The sequence below is a fragment of the Candidatus Thiothrix putei genome, from assembly GCA_029972225.1.
GTDB classification, from domain to species: Bacteria; Pseudomonadota; Gammaproteobacteria; order Thiotrichales; family Thiotrichaceae; genus Thiothrix; species Thiothrix putei.
Genome location: CP124756.1, coordinates 138,458 through 156,372, shown reverse-complemented (window position 1 = coordinate 156,372; position 17,915 = coordinate 138,458). Strand labels below are relative to the sequence as shown.

At 52.0% G+C, this 17,915-nt stretch carries 13 protein-coding genes; 5 read left to right on the top strand and 8 right to left on the bottom strand.

The features are described 5' to 3' along the window. Positions 1–65 precede the first annotated feature (65 nt). The 4 genes from QJT81_00705 to QJT81_00690 form a co-directional block, all read right to left on the bottom strand. Complete coding sequence (locus QJT81_00705; protein WGZ94539.1) at positions 66–3,254, bottom strand: DEAD/DEAH box helicase family protein; 3,189 nt, start codon at positions 3,252–3,254, stop codon at positions 66–68. Further along, entirely contained in the window at positions 3,251–3,745 is a 495-nt protein-coding gene (locus tag QJT81_00700; GenBank protein ID WGZ94538.1) for a PIN domain-containing protein, read from the bottom strand. Before QJT81_00700 ends, QJT81_00705 begins: the two co-directional genes overlap by 4 nt. Then, on the bottom strand, positions 3,726–4,796 hold the full coding sequence (locus QJT81_00695; GenBank protein WGZ94537.1) for an XRE family transcriptional regulator: 1,071 nt from the start codon (positions 4,794–4,796) through the stop codon (positions 3,726–3,728). The genes QJT81_00700 and QJT81_00695 overlap by 20 nt, the downstream gene beginning before the upstream one ends. An 83-nt stretch (positions 4,797–4,879) precedes the next feature. Then, a complete protein-coding gene (locus QJT81_00690; protein WGZ94536.1) occupies positions 4,880–7,606 on the bottom strand; it encodes a site-specific DNA-methyltransferase in 2,727 nt (908 codons plus the stop codon). Positions 7,607–7,726: 120 nt separating this feature from the next. Between QJT81_00690 and ispH the strand changes: the two genes are divergently transcribed. After that, on the top strand, positions 7,727–8,665 hold the full coding sequence (gene ispH, locus QJT81_00685) for a 4-hydroxy-3-methylbut-2-enyl diphosphate reductase (protein ID WGZ94535.1): 939 nt from the start codon (positions 7,727–7,729) through the stop codon (positions 8,663–8,665). Between the two features lie 124 nt (positions 8,666–8,789). Beyond that, positions 8,790–10,151, top strand: coding sequence for a cell envelope integrity protein CreD (gene creD, locus QJT81_00680; GenBank protein ID WGZ94534.1), 1,362 nt, complete (start codon positions 8,790–8,792; stop codon positions 10,149–10,151). A gap of 40 nt (positions 10,152–10,191) precedes the next feature. Here the strand turns inward: creD and speE are convergent, their stop codons facing one another. The 3 genes from speE to dprA all read right to left on the bottom strand — a co-directional run bounded on the left by speE (position 10,192) and on the right by dprA (position 12,753). Beyond that, positions 10,192–11,049, bottom strand: coding sequence for a polyamine aminopropyltransferase (speE, locus tag QJT81_00675; GenBank protein WGZ94533.1), 858 nt, complete (start codon positions 11,047–11,049; stop codon positions 10,192–10,194). A gap of 70 nt (positions 11,050–11,119) precedes the next feature. After that, entirely contained in the window at positions 11,120–11,593 is a 474-nt protein-coding gene (locus tag QJT81_00670) for a DUF494 domain-containing protein (protein WGZ94532.1), read from the bottom strand. Next, positions 11,593–12,753, bottom strand: coding sequence for a DNA-processing protein DprA (dprA, locus tag QJT81_00665; protein ID WGZ94531.1), 1,161 nt, complete (start codon positions 12,751–12,753; stop codon positions 11,593–11,595). The genes QJT81_00670 and dprA overlap by 1 nt, the downstream gene beginning before the upstream one ends. A 175-nt stretch (positions 12,754–12,928) precedes the next feature. On the opposite strand from dprA, the gene QJT81_00660 reads away from it, so the two are divergent. Both QJT81_00660 and QJT81_00655 read left to right on the top strand, forming a co-directional pair. Beyond that, the gene (locus QJT81_00660) at positions 12,929–13,951 is read left to right on the top strand and encodes a transporter substrate-binding domain-containing protein (protein ID WGZ94530.1); all 1,023 of its coding nucleotides are present in this window, start codon (positions 12,929–12,931) and stop codon (positions 13,949–13,951) included. Then, positions 13,948–14,463: an SEL1-like repeat protein gene (locus QJT81_00655; GenBank protein WGZ94529.1), complete on the top strand. Its 516-nt coding sequence runs from the start codon at positions 13,948–13,950 to the stop codon at positions 14,461–14,463. Before QJT81_00660 ends, QJT81_00655 begins: the two co-directional genes overlap by 4 nt. Here QJT81_00655 and moaA read toward each other — a convergent pair. Continuing rightward, positions 14,460–15,473, bottom strand: coding sequence for a GTP 3',8-cyclase MoaA (moaA, locus tag QJT81_00650; protein WGZ94528.1), 1,014 nt, complete (start codon positions 15,471–15,473; stop codon positions 14,460–14,462). The two genes, QJT81_00655 and moaA, sit on opposite strands and share 4 nt — an antisense overlap. An 82-nt stretch (positions 15,474–15,555) precedes the next feature. Between moaA and QJT81_00645 the strand changes: the two genes are divergently transcribed. Next, entirely contained in the window at positions 15,556–17,883 is a 2,328-nt protein-coding gene (locus QJT81_00645) for a bifunctional molybdopterin-guanine dinucleotide biosynthesis adaptor protein MobB/molybdopterin molybdotransferase MoeA (protein WGZ94527.1), read from the top strand. The last annotated feature ends 32 nt before the right edge of the window (positions 17,884–17,915 follow it).

The window sequence follows — 17,915 nt, the reverse complement described above, 5'->3', positions numbered from 1 at the left end:
ACACTAAAGGTGCGGGTATCTTACAAGGTTGCGTGGGTAAAGCGAACCGTCACCTTTCATATTTTTCACGCGGATGTCATGAAAGGCAGGTTGGTGGATGTATCTGCCAAACGATCCAACAACTTCGGCAGCTCAGTCGGATCACGCACCACGATATAAGCCCATTGCCCGTATTGTTGTGTTCGGTTCACCGCATCCACCCACCTTTGTGCTGCTTTGGCTTTGCGGTCGGCATCATCCAGATAACGCCCTTTGGTTTCGAGAATCAGGTTCAGACCGTTATCCAGTACCGCGATGAAATCGGGAATGTAACGCGCTGGTATGCCTTCTTTGCGGTAGGGAATGACAAAATTCAGGTGTTCATTCTTGACCCATTTCACCACACCTGCATGGGTATCGAGCGCAAACCCGGTGCTTTGTTCCCATTTTTTGGTATCGGCTACCAGCAAATTGATATGGCATTTGTTGGCGGCATAGGTCGGCTTGTAGGTGTGAAAATCAACGTGTTCGGTAGAACCTCTGCCCGCTTCACCTTTGGGAATGCGTGGCAGTTCGTGGTTGCTGGCATCGCCAAAGGCAATGGCTTGATACAAAGCATCCACTACTGACATTTGATATTTGCCTGCCAGTAACACATCACAAGGTTGGGTTGTGCCTTTGCAAATGAGCTTTTCCCGGTCTTGCAGCAAGCGTTTGGTGGCTAGTAGCACTTGTGGGAATAAATCTTGGAGCGTGGCTTGCGCGGCAGCATCATTGACCGATTGTACCCGCTCCTTTTGCCAGTGTTGGCAAACCTTGCTGGCAATTTTGAACGCTACCATCTGGTCACGCCCAAACTGTTTGCGCCAATCCGCCAAGGTCAGTACCGGTTTTTCACCTGGCCCATACACCGCTAAATGACCTTCTGGCACAGTCATGGAAGTGAGTTCCACACTGTCATTGATTTCTGTCGGGTCAAGGGTAACTTGTTGGATACGGGTGTAATCCACACTAACCGCTGATTCTTCCTGCATGAAGTAACCGGACACCATCGGGAAAGTGATTTGATAGCGTTGCTTTTCCGGTACGCTGAATATATGGGTAGGGTCAGGTTTCGGCGGGCTTGTCCCCGGTTTGGAGACTTTCAGCGGAATCAATTCAAACGGTACGCCAAACACACGGGCGGATTCTTCCCCGAAGCGGTCTGTGCCTTCTTCCAGTGTGTAATAACGGCGGCGCAAGGCACGACCGACCACCTGTTCACACAATAATTGTGAACCGAAGGGGCGCAAGCCGACGATATGGGTAACGGTATTGGCATCCCAACCTTCTGCCAGCATCGCCACGGAAATGATGCAGCGAATATCACGCCCCGGCGGTACTTTGTCGTCCATGAATACAGTCGAACCGTCATTGTCATCACTGGCGGCTTTTTCGTTATTCTTGCGCACGATGTCGGCGTATTCTTCGGGTACTTTGCCGCCTGCCCATGTCTTTTTGCCAACGGTATCGAGGATGAAGCGCAGGCGTTTAACTTCATCTGTACCCGTGCCTTCTTCCATATCTTCCATGACTTTGGAATCTATGCGCACGGTTTTTTCTTCACCCGGATGGTTGCGGAAATAGTCGGGGGATGTGCCATAGTTGCCTTTGTCGTTGGCAAGCCATTCGTACACTTCTGCTGCTAATTTGGTATCCCGGCAGACGATAATGAAGACGGGCGGAACGGGGTGCAGTTCGGTTTTTTCGGTTTCCATCCATTGTTGGAAACGCTGATGCCAATCGCTGGCTTGTATCAGAATCGGAGTGGATGCATAGCGCAACACCACTTCAGGCGTTAAATCTTTGGCGGATTTGGCTATGCCGTCTTTAAAAGCCTGTTCTTCCATCCAACGCCAGATATTGAAATAGTTGGCTTCTTCATTGCCGGAAATGTCACGGCTGGGTAATTGCGGGATTTTCACCAAACCGGATTCAATCGCATCCAACAAGCCGAAATCTGACACTACCCACGGGAACGGCTTGCCGACTTCGTTGCCTGAACCTTGGATGTAAAACGGCGTAGCTGATAAATCCACACAGAGGTTAATTCCCCTGTCACCTCTTGCGCCTGCCTGTTTATTTTTGCCTGCCATGCGATTGATGCGGTCTAAGCCCTCAATCCAGATGGTGGCTTCTTTGTCATTCTTTTTCGCCAAAGTTGAACGGTCTTCACTGGCGGTTTCATCCAGTGTAATGGCTTCATCCTCATCATCACTGGTATCACCACGGCGGTAGGCATGGTGGGCTTCATCATTGAATACCAGCCAATATGGGCAACGACCTTTGCCAGACCCTAATTCTTGTTTGATACGTTTGAACCAAGCCTGATCGGATTCTTGGTATTTTACCTCGACCGATTCGTTCTTTTTGCCCGCGTTTTTGGTGATTTCGACCGCTTCGCCTGTTTTTACCACCTTGGCAGAATCACCATTGACAGTGTTGGTTTCTTTCTTCGCCAGTTTGTGCCAGTTCGTTACCATGACTTCACCCCGGCGCAGTTCTTCCATGCGGTGCGGTGGTACGAGTTGGCGGGTGCGGTAAATGCTTTGGTCGCCTAATGCTGGGTCAAGCTCTTTGAGGCGTTCGCGGATAGTCACGTTGGGGCAAACAATCAGGATGGTATCGGTAAAGCGGTTGTCCGTCGGGAAAGCCACACGATTAAGGATTGTCCATGCCGACAGCATCCCCATGACGGTGGTTTTACCTGTACCCGTTGCCATTTTGCAGGCGTAGCGCGTGAATGACTTGAAGCCAGCCGCTTTGGTTTTTTCTCCCGGTTGATCCACCGGAATCAGCGGCATACTTTTATGGTAAAGCGGGTTGGCTTCGGTCAGGAAAATGATGGTTTCAGCGGCTTCCACTTGGGCGAAGAATAAACGCTGGAAACGCCCTTCTTCGGCTTTCCACAAGCGCAGGAGTTCTTTGGTAATGTCGGATGCGCCATCATACGGAATGCCTGTCAGTGACCCGCTACGCCATTCTTTGACCCGTTTACGCAGCCAATTGGCGATGTGCAGTTCTTCTTTTTGACCTACGCCCAAGTCACCGTCAAAGCTCAATTGATTGCTTTTACGTCCGCGTTTGGCACTGTCCGGCACACGGTAGTAGTAATAGGCTTCACGTCTGCCCGTTAGCGTTTTGGGTTGTTCGCCTTTTTTGATGTCCCAATAGCATTGCGGCTCAACAAAGGGGGAGTTGATGATAGGATTTTCGACGGCGGTATCGGTGGTCATATTAGTTCATCCTGTAAAGCATCCAAACGTTGGTAGGCTAACTTCCAAGGTAATCGCCGTCCGTTACGTTCCATGTGTTGGTAGCTCTGTCGGGAGGCATCAAGGCTGATAATACCGTGCGTCACCAGTTGCTCTACTAGCCAGATACTGCCTTGAACCATGATGCCCTCACGTTCAGCGGCTTGTCGTAAATCTCTGTCACCTGTGAGCAGAGGGCATTTTTCCTGCTGTGCTAACACCAATGCCATGCAATCGTTGCGGCTGGGTTTTGGGTATTTTAGGGTGAGTTGTGAGACACGCCTGACGCTTTCGCCACTCAGTGTGCCTAATTGCAAACCATGATCCAGCCAGTGGGCATGTTGCTCTTCCAGTTCATCAAAAAACAGCAAATCCGGCACACGAAAATCAAAAGGAAGTTTGAACATCAGTTTCAATAACTGCCCTTCCTCCATGTCGATGAGGATGTTGGCATCACTGATCAGTAACTGCATCCGCACCTTCCAGTTTGCGTTCGTGATGGAAACGGGAGAGCGGGATACCCAATAATTCAGCCGCTTTGGATTCGCCTATCCAGCCTTCTGCCAAGGCACGATAAACCAGTTGTTTAAACAACAAGGTTTGTTCTTGTGGGTAAGGGGCTTTAGGTTCTTGTTTGCGCCACCCACGTATTGCAAATTGTTGGTACAGGCTTTTCGTCACGTCAGGGGACGTGATAGCGGTATCTGAAGAACGGTACAGGCAAGCCGCCATACTCAAACCAAACTCATGTTTGAGCATGTAAAGTTCCTGCCATTCCAACGTGCGGCGTTGTTGCCCTAATTGCCGCTGGATAGCGGTTGCAGGCAATAGGAATGCCCCAGCAAAGCGGTTACAAGCTTTTTCCTCACCAATTTCTTCAGCTAACCGCCCGTGCAGCATTAAATGTCCTAACTCATGTGCCAAGGTGAAACGCTGCCGATCTCCTGCCCAATGTTTCGCCACTACGATGACAGGTTGCGTTTCAATTGTTGCGGCTAAACCATCGAATTTACTCTCAGCATTCAGTCCAGTAAAAATTACCAGAATACCGTGTTCTTCCAGTACATCTACCAAATCCGTAATGGGGTCTTCGCCGAGTTTCCAGCATTCACGTACCTTAGCGGCTACCTGTTCCACCTCATCGAGTGTTTGCACCGTAGCAGGCAAATCTGCGGGTACAGCAAAAGGCTTAACGGGGAACTGTGGGTAAAGATTGGCTAATTCGTGCCAGCGTTCGGCTTGTTCCTCCACATCGGCACGAATTTGCTTGAGCAACTTTTCTGGCGTGTTAGCACGTTTGCGGTATTCGACAGTTTTATCAAGCTGGATAGTAAACGGGCGGAAGAAATATTCCCCACGCACGTTCAGGGCTTTTGCCAATTTAATCAATTGGCTAGAGTCAGGGGTATTAACACCGTCTTCGTATTTTTTGATCGCAGTTTGGGAAACGCCCACTTGTTCCGCGAGCGCACGTAGCGATAAACCCGCTGCTTCGCGGGCGCGTTTTAGACGTTCAGGGTACATGGCAGCCTCCAGCAACACGGTTTACAATTCTCATACTTTTAGTATATTTTGTAAACTTTAACACGGCTATTTGTCGTACAAAACTACCGTGCATCGGCTGCATCCCTGACCACCATCAATTCATTGCCGCGCTCATCAATCACTTTGACGGCAATGCGGTTGCGTGTGCCTAAGCGGAAGGCTTCGCTTTCTGTGCCTGCCAGATGATCCCACACGCTATCAGCAAAGCGCCCTTTGAGGGATTTTTGCAGGTTGTCCCACGCGGCGGTTTTGGGGAAAAACACTTGCCGTGCAATAAAACTCATGCCGTTGTAGTCGGTGTCGAGCATCCAGCACGGCAGGTTATTGGCTTCGATGGATTCGGTGGCGCAATTGTGCGGGGTGAAAATGTCCAGCCCTAACAATTTGACCTGATACAGCGGTTCTTTGGCGGGGGTTTTTTCACTGGTTTTGTAGAACGCGATGTCGGGTAAGCCGGTGATGGAAAAGATTTCGGATGATTTGCTGGTTTTGAGCAAATCCGACATGACCACATCGGGGGTCACGGCCACGTAAGTGCAGGGAATACGCATTTTCTTACGGTCTTCTAGCAGTTCGCGGGCTTTGGCTTGGATGGCGAAACCGAAGAAATACAGCGCGTCAAAGCGCATGAACACGGCTTCACTGGCGGCGTTGAATACCAGTTCGCTGCTGATTGCGCCACTTTCCGCGCCAAACACAATCGCAATGCGTTTGTCTGCATCGCTCTTTTCGGTGGCTTCGGCGTGCAGGTGTTCGTAGTCTTCGGCGGATAATGCCCGCACATGGTCGAGTAACAGTTGTTTATTGCCGGGGAGTTGCAAGCGTTCGGATTTGCGTAGGACTTCCAGCATCCGGTCAAGGTATGCCCCGGCATTGCCTTGCACGGCGACGCTTTTATCGACGGCGTGTTGTTCGTGCAGCAGGGAATTGGCGGCTTGGATGGTGGCTTCTACGGTGAATGCACCACACACGCGGGTGATTTTGTTGTTGATTTCAGGTTTATCCACCAGCGTGACCATTTCGGGGTCTTCGTTGTTGGCGATGGATTTGAGGGTAATACGCGGGACTTTGCCGCCGATTTCTTCGCCTTTGCGGTTTTGTTTGCGGGTGTAAACGAAGCCACCAATGGGGCCACGGCTGGGTTGGTCGAGTTCGTACCACGGAAAAGTAGCGGTTAGCAGGCGTTGCCGTGCCAATGCCAGCGGGACGCGGGAGGTGTCGCAGGTAATCCAGCGTCTGCCCCATTGTTCCGCCACATACGCCGTCGTACCGCTCCCACACGTCGGGTCAAGCACCAAATCCCCCGGATCAGTCGTCATCAACATACACCGCTGAATCACTTTGTATGATGTTTGAACAACATACATTTTTTCTTCTGAAAAGTTTCCAGTGCCGGTGTCCATCCACGGCGTTGTAACTTTACTAAAAGGAAAGTCATTCTTTTTGTAGATATAAGCCAAACTACTCCCTGATGGGGTTAACCTTCTTTGACTAACAAGCCGACTCATTCCTTCAGGATTAGTTATCCAACATCCTCCCTTCGTAGGGAAATAGGTTTTTCCATCAACTTTCACTGGAAAGACTGCATTGGCACTAAATGAAGGAGGTCTGATTGAAACTAAACGAGCGACAGCTCCTTGATCTGGTATTAAGCTGTGGTTAGCTATCTGATCACGATTTAAAGAAATAAGTGAGCCATCTGGAAGAACGGCTTTGTTCCAATAGTATAGTCCTTGCAGGTCAACCTCTTGAAATAACTGGTTATATTTGACAGATGATTTAGATTTAGCATACCAAATAAGATAGTCGTTCATTTCTTCTAAAACAGCACCACCCAAAGGCATAGACTTCTTTCGGAAAGAAATTACCCTCAAAAAGTTATTTGCACCGAAAACTTCGTCGAGGACTTCGCGGACGTGATGGAGGTTTTCGTCGGAGATTTGGACGAAGACGGAGCCGGATTCGGTGAGCAGTTCGCGGGCAAGCAACAGCCGATCACGCAAATAGGTCAGGTACGAATGCAAGCCGAGTTCCCACGTATCGCGGTACGCCTTCACCATTTCCGGCTCGCGGATCATTTCATCATCCGCCCCGTGTTTCACATCGCGCTTGCGTACAAACGGCTGGAAATTCGAGCCAAATTTCACCCCATACGGCGGGTCGATGTAGATCATCTGCACCTGACCACCCATGCCCTCGTATTCCAGCAGCGAATTCATCACATGCAGCGAATCCCCCAGCACCATGCGGTTCACCCACGGCCCTTTATGCTCATACGCTTCGAGCTTTTCGCTAATATCCAGTTGCGGATCGCCGAATAAATCCAGATTTGTCCCCGCTTGACGGTAGCTATCCAGCCCGTTCAAAATCCCCTGCGTCGAATGGCGTTCATGCACAAACAGCGGAATGGTCGGCACACTGATTTGATGGCGTTCCGCCTTGCCCGTCCAATTCAAAAACGGTTGGGTCAAGGTCTGCAACCGCGCCACACACTCACGGATACTACGGAATTTCTCCCCCGTGCCTTGCCAAACCAAGGCTTCGGCAAACACCGCCGCTTCCCCCTGTTCAGCGGCTTCGGTAATCCGCATCAGCAACCATTCGGCAAATTCCCGTCCGGCGGTTTCATCCCAACACAATTCCGGTGACAGTGAAGAGTCATAACGGTACTGACGCGGCGGCTTGTGGTCGCGGAAACCTTCCTGTACGCCAACATCCGGGCGTTGGATTGCCTCTTGTTTGTGTTCGTAAAGGGATGATTCTTGCGCGGGTTCGGGTTGCTTCGCCATTCGTTAGCCCTTGGGGGAAAGGTAATCAAAAACAGGCAATATAACGGAAAATAGCCTTGAAACCACCCTTTAGTTTACAGTTGCCCTGACAACCACTTTTAGACAAGACGGAATCCCTCCATGCAAGCCATTCTCGCCAACCCACGCGGCTTTTGTGCCGGTGTTGACCGCGCTATCGAAATCGTTGACCGTGCCTTGGAAATCCTCGGCGCACCCATCTACGTGCGTCACGAAGTCGTGCATAACCGTTTTGTGGTGAACAACTTGCGTGACAAAGGCGCGATTTTCGTACAAGAACTCGACGAAGTGCCCGACGATGCCACCGTCATTTTCAGCGCCCACGGGGTGTCGCTCGCGGTACAGCAAGAAGCCAAACGCCGGGGCTTGAAAGTATTCGATGCCACCTGCCCGCTGGTCACGAAAGTGCATATTGAAGTGATGCGTTACAGCCGCGAAGGGCGCGAAACCATCCTCATCGGTCACAAAAATCACCCCGAAGTCGAAGGCACAATGGGGCAATACGATACGTCTTTTGGTGGTGCTGTCTACCGCGTTGATTCTCCGCAAGAAGTGGCGGAACTGGTGGTGAACAACCCCGGAAAGCTGGCATTCGTCACCCAAACCACCTTGTCAGTGGATGATGCCTCCATCGTGATTGATGCCTTACGCACCCGCTTCCCCGCCATCATTGGCCCCAAAAAAGACGACATTTGCTACGCCACCCAAAACCGTCAAGATGCGCTGAAAAAACTCGCAGATGAAAGCGATATGATCTTGGTGGTCGGTTCGCCCAACAGTTCTAACTCCAACCGCTTACGTGAAATTGCCGAAAAGCGTGGCACACCCGCTTACTTGATTGATGGCGCGGAAGACATTCGTGTCGAATGGCTGGAAGGCAAGCAGTGCGTCGGTGTAACCGCTGGCGCATCTGCCCCCGAAGTGTTGGTGGAAGGCGTGATTGCCCACCTACAAGCGCACGGGGCACAGGTACGCGTACAAGATTCAGGCATCACCGAAAACGTATCGTTTGTGTTACCAAAGGCATTGCGGCGCGATTAATCCGGCGAGCCTGCCACTGCACGAAAGCTGCACCAAACTCCGCTGCTTTTCCACATTGCCCCCATCAATCCTGCATTATTGTTCTTTATGATAGCACTCGCCCTGTCATCATAAGGAGTCTTTCATGTCGAATCAGCGTTACTACCTCAAACTCGCACTCATCGCTTTTCTGATTATTTTATTGCTGATCCCGCAAGCCTTTATGTTAGGGTTAGTGGGTGAACGCGAAAGTTGGCGCTCTCAAGCGTATCAAAGCATCGAACAAAGCTGGCCGGGTACGCAAACGCTGGCAGGCCCGGTGCTCACCATTCCCTACCAACTGACCTACAACATCAAGGAAATGGTCAAAGACAAAGACGGCAAGGAACGTGAAATCCGGCGCGAAGTCACGGACAAAGACACGCTGTACCTGATGCCGACACGCCTTGACATTACCAGCCAACTCAACAGCGCATTACGCTATCGCGGCATTTACGATGTGCCGGTGTATACCAGTGATTTACACGTTACGGGTGAGTTCAATACGCAAGCCTTGCTGGATCGCATTGCTGACACCAAAAACAAACAAATCCGCTGGGAAAAACCCCAGCTTGCCGTCATGGTACGTGATCAACGCGGCATTGCCACCCCGCCCAGCTTGCAATGGAACGGCACAACCCTCGCCTTCAAACCGGGGAACAATCTTCCCGGCAGTGCCAGTGCCGGGATGCACGCCAAACTCCCCGACCTCGATTTGACCCAAAGCCAGCGTATTCCCTTCCAATTCGATGTGGCATTGCGCGGAATGCGCTCGATGAATTTCGCCCTATTAGCTGAAAACAGCACGGTAAAACTGGCGGCTAACTGGCCTCACCCCAGCTTTAGCGGTGAATTACTCCCCGAAACACGTGACGTTAATGACAGCGGCTTCCATGCAGTGTGGCAAGCCTCATCGTTTTCTTACAATGTTAGCGGAGCCTTGGAACAATGCCGTCAGGGTGAATGCAGCAGCTTGTTAGATCGCGCCGTCGGGTTTGACCTCATCCAGCCGGTGGATGTGTATCAGCAATCCGAACGTAGCATCAAATACGCCGCACTGTTCATCATCCTCACCTTTGTGGTGCTGATGCTGTTTGAATTATTGAAAAAGCTGCGGGTTCATCCGGTGCAATACACGCTAGTGGGGTTTGCCTTACTGGTGTTCTACCTGCTACTGATTTCCCTGTCAGAACACATTGATTTTCTGCAAGCTTATGGCATAGCGGCCTTAGCCAGCACGAGTCTGTTAACGCTGTATTTTGCTGCCATTTTGCATAGCCGCAAGCTGGGTTTACTGCTAGGGGCAGGGTTAGCAGGGCTATACACCTTGCTCTACATCATTTTACAGGCTGAAGAAAATGCGCTACTCATGGGCAGTGTATTGATCTTTGCGGTACTTGCCTTGCTGATGATGGCAACACGGCATTTCGATTGGTACGCACTCACCACAGAAAAAGACAAAGGGTGATTACCCAAAGAAGGGGGGTGATAACTCACCCCCTCAAACATTAGCCCAGCAGCTCTTTCAAAAACTGCGGTAGCGCAGCACTTCCCTGATGAATCCCTGCATTGTAATAGCGGGTCGGGAAGGTCAGTACCTCTGCTGCGGCTTGCCGTGCAAATTCTACCTTGCCCGCTTTCGCCGCAATTGTGCAACTCCACCAGCCGGTCGGGTAGCTCACCAGTTGAAACTGGTGCAGTTTGGTATCGCTGAAACCTGCTTGACGCATGGTGTCGTGCATCGGTTTAATGATTTTTTCGGCGTGAACCAAGGGTGATTCGCTTTGCTGCACCAACAAACCATTCTCACCCAGCGCCCGCCAGCAGCCCCGGAAAAACTCTTCACTGTACAATACCGCGCCGGGGCCTACTGGATCGGTGCTATCCACAATCAGCACATCCAGTGAGCCGGGTTCAGCATTATTAATCCACGCAATGCCATCTTCAAACGCCAAGGTCGCACGCGGGTCATTGTTGGACTCGCACAGTTCCGGGAAAAACATTTCACTCACACGGGTCACGCGCTCATCAATGTCGATTTGAATCGCGGATTCGACTTCCGGGTGGCGTAACACTTCACGTAACGTACCACAGTCGCCGCCGCCGATAATGCACACGCGCTTAGGCGCAGGGTGGCTGAATAATACCGGATGTGCCATCATTTCGTGGTAAACGAAGTTGTCACGGGTCGTGACCATCGTGCAACCGTCCAGCGTCATCAGCTTGCCGAAGGTTGTGGTGTCGTAGATTGCCAGCTTTTGGAACGGGGTTTGTTCTTCGTGGAGTTTGCCCGCTTCGGTCAATTCCAAGCCGAAAATCGTGCCGGAATCAGATAATTCAGTAAACCAGTTAGGTTGGGTTGTCATGGCAGCGCCTGTTGGTTGTTCACACAAAGGCGCTATCATGCCACAAGCGTTCAGGCGGGTGAATGACTCTTCAATGAAACACAGGGGCTTCGCCGGAAACACTTAAGCCTTCAGCCCAAAAAAAGCTGTTGCCTTCTTCTGGGCGATTCAATAACACCATTAACACCACCCATTTGAGGCGGTCGAGGTTAAAATCTTCGTCCTGTAATTCCAACACGCGGTCGAGAATTTGTTCACGGGCTTCGGCACTGATCACGCCTGCGTGCTCTAAGAACATCAAATAGCCTTGGCATTCGCCATCCAGCCAGTAACGTTCTTGTGGGGCAAAAATGCGGGTGGTACAAGAGCGATAGGTCACTTCCACCCGTTCGGCGGTATCACCGAGGCTTTCCAGCCAATCGAAAGCGCGGGTAATTTCACTGTTGAGGAAACCCGCATCCTGCAAGTAGCCATGCATAGACGCACGGTCTTCCGGCAGGTTGTCACCCATGTCGGGATAGTTGTCAAATAGGTAGAAGAGAACATCCAGCGTATTTTCTTTCATCAGATTCCAGTTCCTGACCCCAATCGCATGTAGTGACCACCACCACACGCTGCTACAAGGTTATGCAGTTCGAGCATAAGGAGAATGGATGAAACTGCGTCAGCGGTCAAGCCTGTATTCAGGATAATCTGGTCTATCGGTAGTGGTTCGTAGCCCAACGCATCAAGTACTTGCAGGTATTCGGGATCAAAGGTAGTGGTGTCAGGTAATTGCGCAGACAAGTTTAGAGCCGCTTGTCCTAGGGGTGTGGAATTCGCCTTATCTTGTTGTAACCAAACGTTTAATTGTGGCGCAATTTCCTCCAGAATATCGTTGGCGGTTTCGACTAATTTTGCACCTTGACGGATCAAATGGTGGCAACCACGCGCCAAGGGATTGTGAATCGAGCCGGGAATGGCAAATACTTCACGCCCTTGTTCCATCGCATGACGGGCGGTGACGAGCGTGCCACTTTGCAAGGCGGCTTCCACAATTAATACCCCGAAACTCATGCCGCTGATAATGCGGTTACGACGCGGAAAATGTTGGGGGTGTGCAGGAATACCAATCGGAAATTCAGACACGATACAACCTTGTGCGACAATACGCTCCGCTAGTTTACGGTTGCGTAAGGGGTAGATAATATCGAGGCCATTCCCCACCACGGCAATGGTATTGCCCCCAGCCTCCAAAGCGGCTTCGTGGCTGTGTGCATCAATGCCAACGGCCAGACCGCTGGTGACGGTAAGGCCATTGGTAGCGAAATGTGCCGCAAACGCGCGGGCGTTTTCTTTGCCGCCCTGGGTTGGGTTGCGGCTGCCTACCATGCCAATCTGCGGGTCATTCAGTAACCCAGCATTACCCAATGCGAACAATACCGGCGGAGCCGTGCGGATGCGCTTGAGCAGAGCCGGGTAACGGCTGTCTTCCGGCACTAAAATATGATGCTGATCAGAAGCTTCCACCCAACGCCAATCAGGAACAGCAGCGTCACGCGGCTGGGCGCGGTAGGCAGCAATCCCTTCTTTTTTCAAGCCAGCCTCTAGCAAAGCCGTATCAGACACCTGTAACGCTTCTGCTGCACCACCAAAGTATTCCACGATGCGGCGCAGGCTACCGGGGCCGATGCCTTTAGCACGCCAGAAGTGCAGGCGGGCGCGAAGTTCTGTATCAGTGAGCATGAAAAAGGTGTTCCGTGATGACAAGCCTTGCATTTTCATCCCGTGAATGATGTCGATGCAAACAAATCCGCTAATCTGTGTAACCTACCATTTATCTTGTCACGACCAAGCACCGCCTGATTGCGTCTATACTGTGCCAACGTGTTAATCAACAATAACAGCATGGAATTGTGGTATGCGAAAACTTATTTGGTCTTGTGGTGTTGCCCTGTTTTGTCTGGCAACCAATTTAGCAGCAGCGGTGCCACCACCTTCACCCCCAACTGCGTCTGCCGCAGCCACACAATCCGCCGAGCCGGTGAATGTACTGGCTGCCGCTAAACAAGCAGGGGTGTTACGGGTGGCGATGGAACCGGATTTTCCACCCATGTACTGGCTCAATGAAGAAGGCAAGGAAGACGGTTTCGATTACCACCTTGCGCTACTGGTTGCCAAAGAGCTGGGCATTCCAGCCGTGAAAGCGGTTGAAGATGATTATTCCAAGCTGCCTGGCCTGGCGGTTGAAGGCAAGGCTGACATGGTGATGGGCGGCTACATCCCTGATCATTCCATTGAGGGTGTCGATTGGACGGATAGTTATCTGGATTTCGGTCAATGCCTGATTGTGCCGCGTGGCAGCACCATCAAAAACATCAAGCAGCTACGCGGTAAAACCATTGGGGCTTACGAGGATCCCGCTGTTATCAAGTGGATCAACGACAACATCCCCGACAAAAAAGCGCTAGTGACTTACGAAGGTGTCGGCTGGTTTCGTCATCTGGAAAAACGCGATGTTGATGCGATCATTTACGATTACCCCTTTACGGTTGAAGAAATCAAGCCGTTTAGCAGCAGCTTGCAGATTGCAGCCTTTAACTTAAATGAAAGCACCTACGCCATTGGCATCAAACAGGGCAATGATGAAATGCGTACTGCTGTCAATACGGCTCTCGCGAAGATCAAGGAATCCAGTGAGTATGCTGAGTTGATCAAACGCTATTTGCCCTTCAAAATTTCCAAGGAAGTACCGGATGGCAGTAATACTTACACCATCCAACCGGGTGATTCGCTCGGTAAAATTGCCGCCGCCAAACTGGGTACGACGACGGCATGGAAAACCCTGTGGGAACTCAATAAGAATCGTATTCCTAACCCTAACTTATTGGAAACGGGTGATGTATTAATTATGCCTGACACCAAGGCGAAGGAGACGCCATGAAACTTGACCGTTTCTGGATGGTACAAATTGTCATCATCCTGATCTTGTTTACGCTGTTAATTGGCAGTTACCTGTTTTCATTCGGCCTGTTTGCCGATAAGCCTGCCACTAACACCGCTACGGTAGCATCAGCACCTGTTGTAATCGCAACGACGCCAGAGGCAACCCCAACGACTGCTCCGACAGTTGCTCCTACCAAGCCAACTGAACCAGCGGCGACCTGTACGTCTGCGGGTGTGACGTTATCCAGCGACACGATTCGGGACAGTTTAAGCAGCAGTGATGCCCCTCGCCAGGCAAGCTGTCTGGCATTTCTGCAAGCTGAAAGCCTAGCGGGTGATAAAGGTGCGGAAGTATGGCTAGGGCAAGCGCATCACCATGGCTGGGGTGTGGCAAAAAACCTTCAGGAAGCAGCCAAGCATTATCGTCAAGCAGCTCACAGCGACGACAGCGACGTGCGTGATTCCGCCCAACAATGGTTACAACAGTTGGAACAGGAAACGCAGCATTAACCGCCTGTAGCACTCATGTGGCGAAAAATCATCGGCTGTGCTGCTTGCAAATTGAATTCATGCCCTTGCGGTTTAATCTCCATTGCCTGAAGCAATGCCTCCCGTACCCGTGAATCATCGGTAGGATTAGCACGTAACACACGGCGTAAATCCAATGAATGCTCTTGCCCCAAACACAGCAACAAGCGCCCTTCCGCCGTGACCCGCACCCGATTGCAGGTATCGCAGAAGTTGTGGCTGTGCGGTGAAATAAAACCCACCCGCGCCGTACCGCCATCACGTCGAAAATAACGTGCAGGCCCACCAGTCTTCTCCGCCATTTCCTCCAACTGCATGGTGGTGCGCAAATCGCGCAAGATTTCGTCGCTGGAATAAAAGGCTTCAGCACGGTCATGCTCACCAATCACCCCCAGCGGCATTTCCTCGATGAAGGTCATATCCATGCCGCGCTCGTGAGCAAAATTCACCAAATCCGCCACTTCGTCGTGATTACGGTTTTTCAGCACCACCGCATTGAGTTTGATACGTTGGAAACCTGCCGCTAAGGCCGCATCAATCCCCTCCAGCACTTTATTGATGTCTCCCAACCGGGTGAGTGCGTGGAAACGGGCAGGGTCGAGGGTATCAAGGCTGATATTGATGCGGGTCACGCCTGCGGCTTTCAGTTCTTTGGCGTAGCGCACCAATTGCGTGCCATTGGTGGTCAGGGTCAAATCTCGCAACCCCTCCAATTGCCCCAAATCCTGGAACAGTTTGAGGATATTGCGCCGCACCAGCGGTTCACCACCCGTAATACGCAGTTTATCCACGCCCATTGCGACGAAGGTTTTGCCCAGTCGGAACATTTCCTCCAATGTCAGCAATTGCGCTCGCGGTACGAAGGTCATGTCTTCCGCCATGCAATACACACAACGCAGGTCACAACGGTCAGTCACGGAAAGGCGCACATAAGTAATTTGCCGCCCGAAGCGGTCAATCAATAGGTTTGAGTTGGGGTTGCTTGCTATCATGTGACTGTTTTACCAATTCGGCGTGGGAGTCGCAATAAGCATGACGGGGCAAAGGATACCAGACCAAAGGAGTACCACCGGAGTGGTACTCGCGGGTGGACAAGGCAGCCGCATGGGCGGGCAAGACAAAGGCTTATTAGTCTTTAACGGTCGCCCACTGATCGAACACTTGCTAGAGGCTTTGCAACCACAAACGGATGCATTGCTGATCAACGCCAATCGCAACCACGCCCGTTATCAAACCTATGGCTACCCCGTAATCAGCGATGCGCAAAATACCACTGGCAATGCATACTTAGGCCCCTTAGCAGGCATTGCCGCCGCCCTGCAAGCCGCCACCACACCGTATATTCTCACCGTACCGTGTGATGCACCACACATTGCACCCGACATGGCGGCACGCTTGTGGCAAGCCCTGCAACGTGATGGTGCAGAACTCGCTGTGGCACACGATGGCGAACGCTTGCAACCCATCCACGCCCTGATCCCAGTGACCTTATTGCCGAGCCTGCAAGCTTTCTTAGCAGGCGGCGACCGCAAAACGGATTTGTGGTACAGCCAGCACCGTGTCGCACAGGCCGACTTTAGTGATTGCCGCGAGATGTTCCGCAATATCAATACACCGGAACAACAACAAGCGTTAGCTCAAACCTTACCACCCCTGCCATTGCGGGTACTCGGCGTGAGTGCTTGGAGCGGTTCGGGCAAAACCACCTTGCTTGCTGCCCTGATTCCACTCTTGAAACAGGCGGGGCTACGCCTGACGGTGATTAAGCACGGGCATCATCACATTGAGTTAGATACCCCCGGCAAAGACACCTACCGCTTCCGTGAAGCCGGTGCGGATCAGGTATTGCTGGCTTCACGCAAGCGCATGGCAATGATGCAGGAATGCAAAACCCAGCGTGAACCGGAACTGGCGGATGTGCTACGTTTCATCAACCCCGATTGCGCTGATTTGGTGCTGGTGGAAGGTTTTAAGCATACGGCTATCCCCAAAATTGAAGTGCATCGCCCCAGCCTTGGCAAGCCCTTACTGTTCCCTGACGACCCAACGGTGATTGCGCTGGCAACCGACGAGCCGTCGTTGGCTGTACCCGCACACATTGCCAAGTTTGACCTGAACCAACCGCAAGCATTGGCGGCGTTTATTGTAGGGTGGTTGCAACAGAAAAAAACGCCAGCAGCAACCCACCTCCCCAAACACCTATCCATGACCGAAGCCCGCACCCGCATTCTCAACCGTGTGCAACCATTGACTGCCGCCCTCAAACGCCCCTTACGCGATGCGCTAGGGCAAGTGTTAGCCGAAGCCGTCATTTCCCCGCACAACGTCCCGAATTACACCAATTCCGCCATGGATGGCTATGCCTTGCGCGGCGTGGATTTACCCACCGAGTCCCCCCGTGAATACCGCGTCATCGGCAAAGCCTTTGCAGGGGGCGCGTTTGCGGGGGAATGTGGCGCTGGCGAATGCGTGCGCATTATGACGGGTGCGGCAATGCCTGCTGGCACAGATACGGTGGTGATGCAAGAGCAAGTCACAGCGGGTGCAGACGGTTACGTGCGAATTGCCACCGGGCAGCAGGCGAGGCAAAACGTGCGCCTTGCCGGTGAAGACATTGCCCACGGCAGCAGCGTGTTGCCCGCAGGCCGACGCATAACGCCTGCCGATTTGGGCGTATTGGCATCACTAGGCATCAACGAAGTCAGCGTGACACGCCCGTTACGCGTCGCCTTCTTTTCCACCGGCAATGAATTGCGTTCGCTCGGCGAAACCTTAGAAGCAGGGCAAGTTTACGACAGCAACCGTTACACCCTGTACGGCCTGTTGAAGCAACTTAACGTCGACATTTTCGACATGGGCGTAGTACGCGATGACCCCGCCACGCTGGAGGCGACCTTGCTGCAAGCCTCTGACATCGCTGACGTGGTGCTAACCTCCGGTGGCGTATCGGTTGGGGAAGCGGATCATATCAAAGGCATATTGGCAAAACTGGGGCAAATCCATTTCTGGAAAATTGCCATCAAACCGGGGCGACCACTGGCATTTGGCACTGTGGGCAAGGCGCAATTTTTTGGCTTGCCGGGCAATCCCGTCGCCGTGATGGTGACATTTTTACAATTTGTCCAACCCGCATTGCTGAAAATGGCAGGCGCAACCGCGAACGAACCGTTGTTGCTCGATGCTGTGTGTTTAAGCAGTCTGAAAAAACAGCCGGGGCGCACCGAATTCCAACACGGTTTTGTGCGACAGGAAGGTGGCAGACTCGTGGTGGATAAAACAGGTTATCAAGGCTCAGGCGCACTGAGTTCCATGAGTCGGGGCAATGGCTTCATTATCTTGCCGGAAGAAAGGGGAAACGTGCAGCCGGGGGATGTGGTACAGGTGCAGCTCTTTGGGTGGTAACGAAGCTTTCGCCACCACCCAAAAGCGTATAC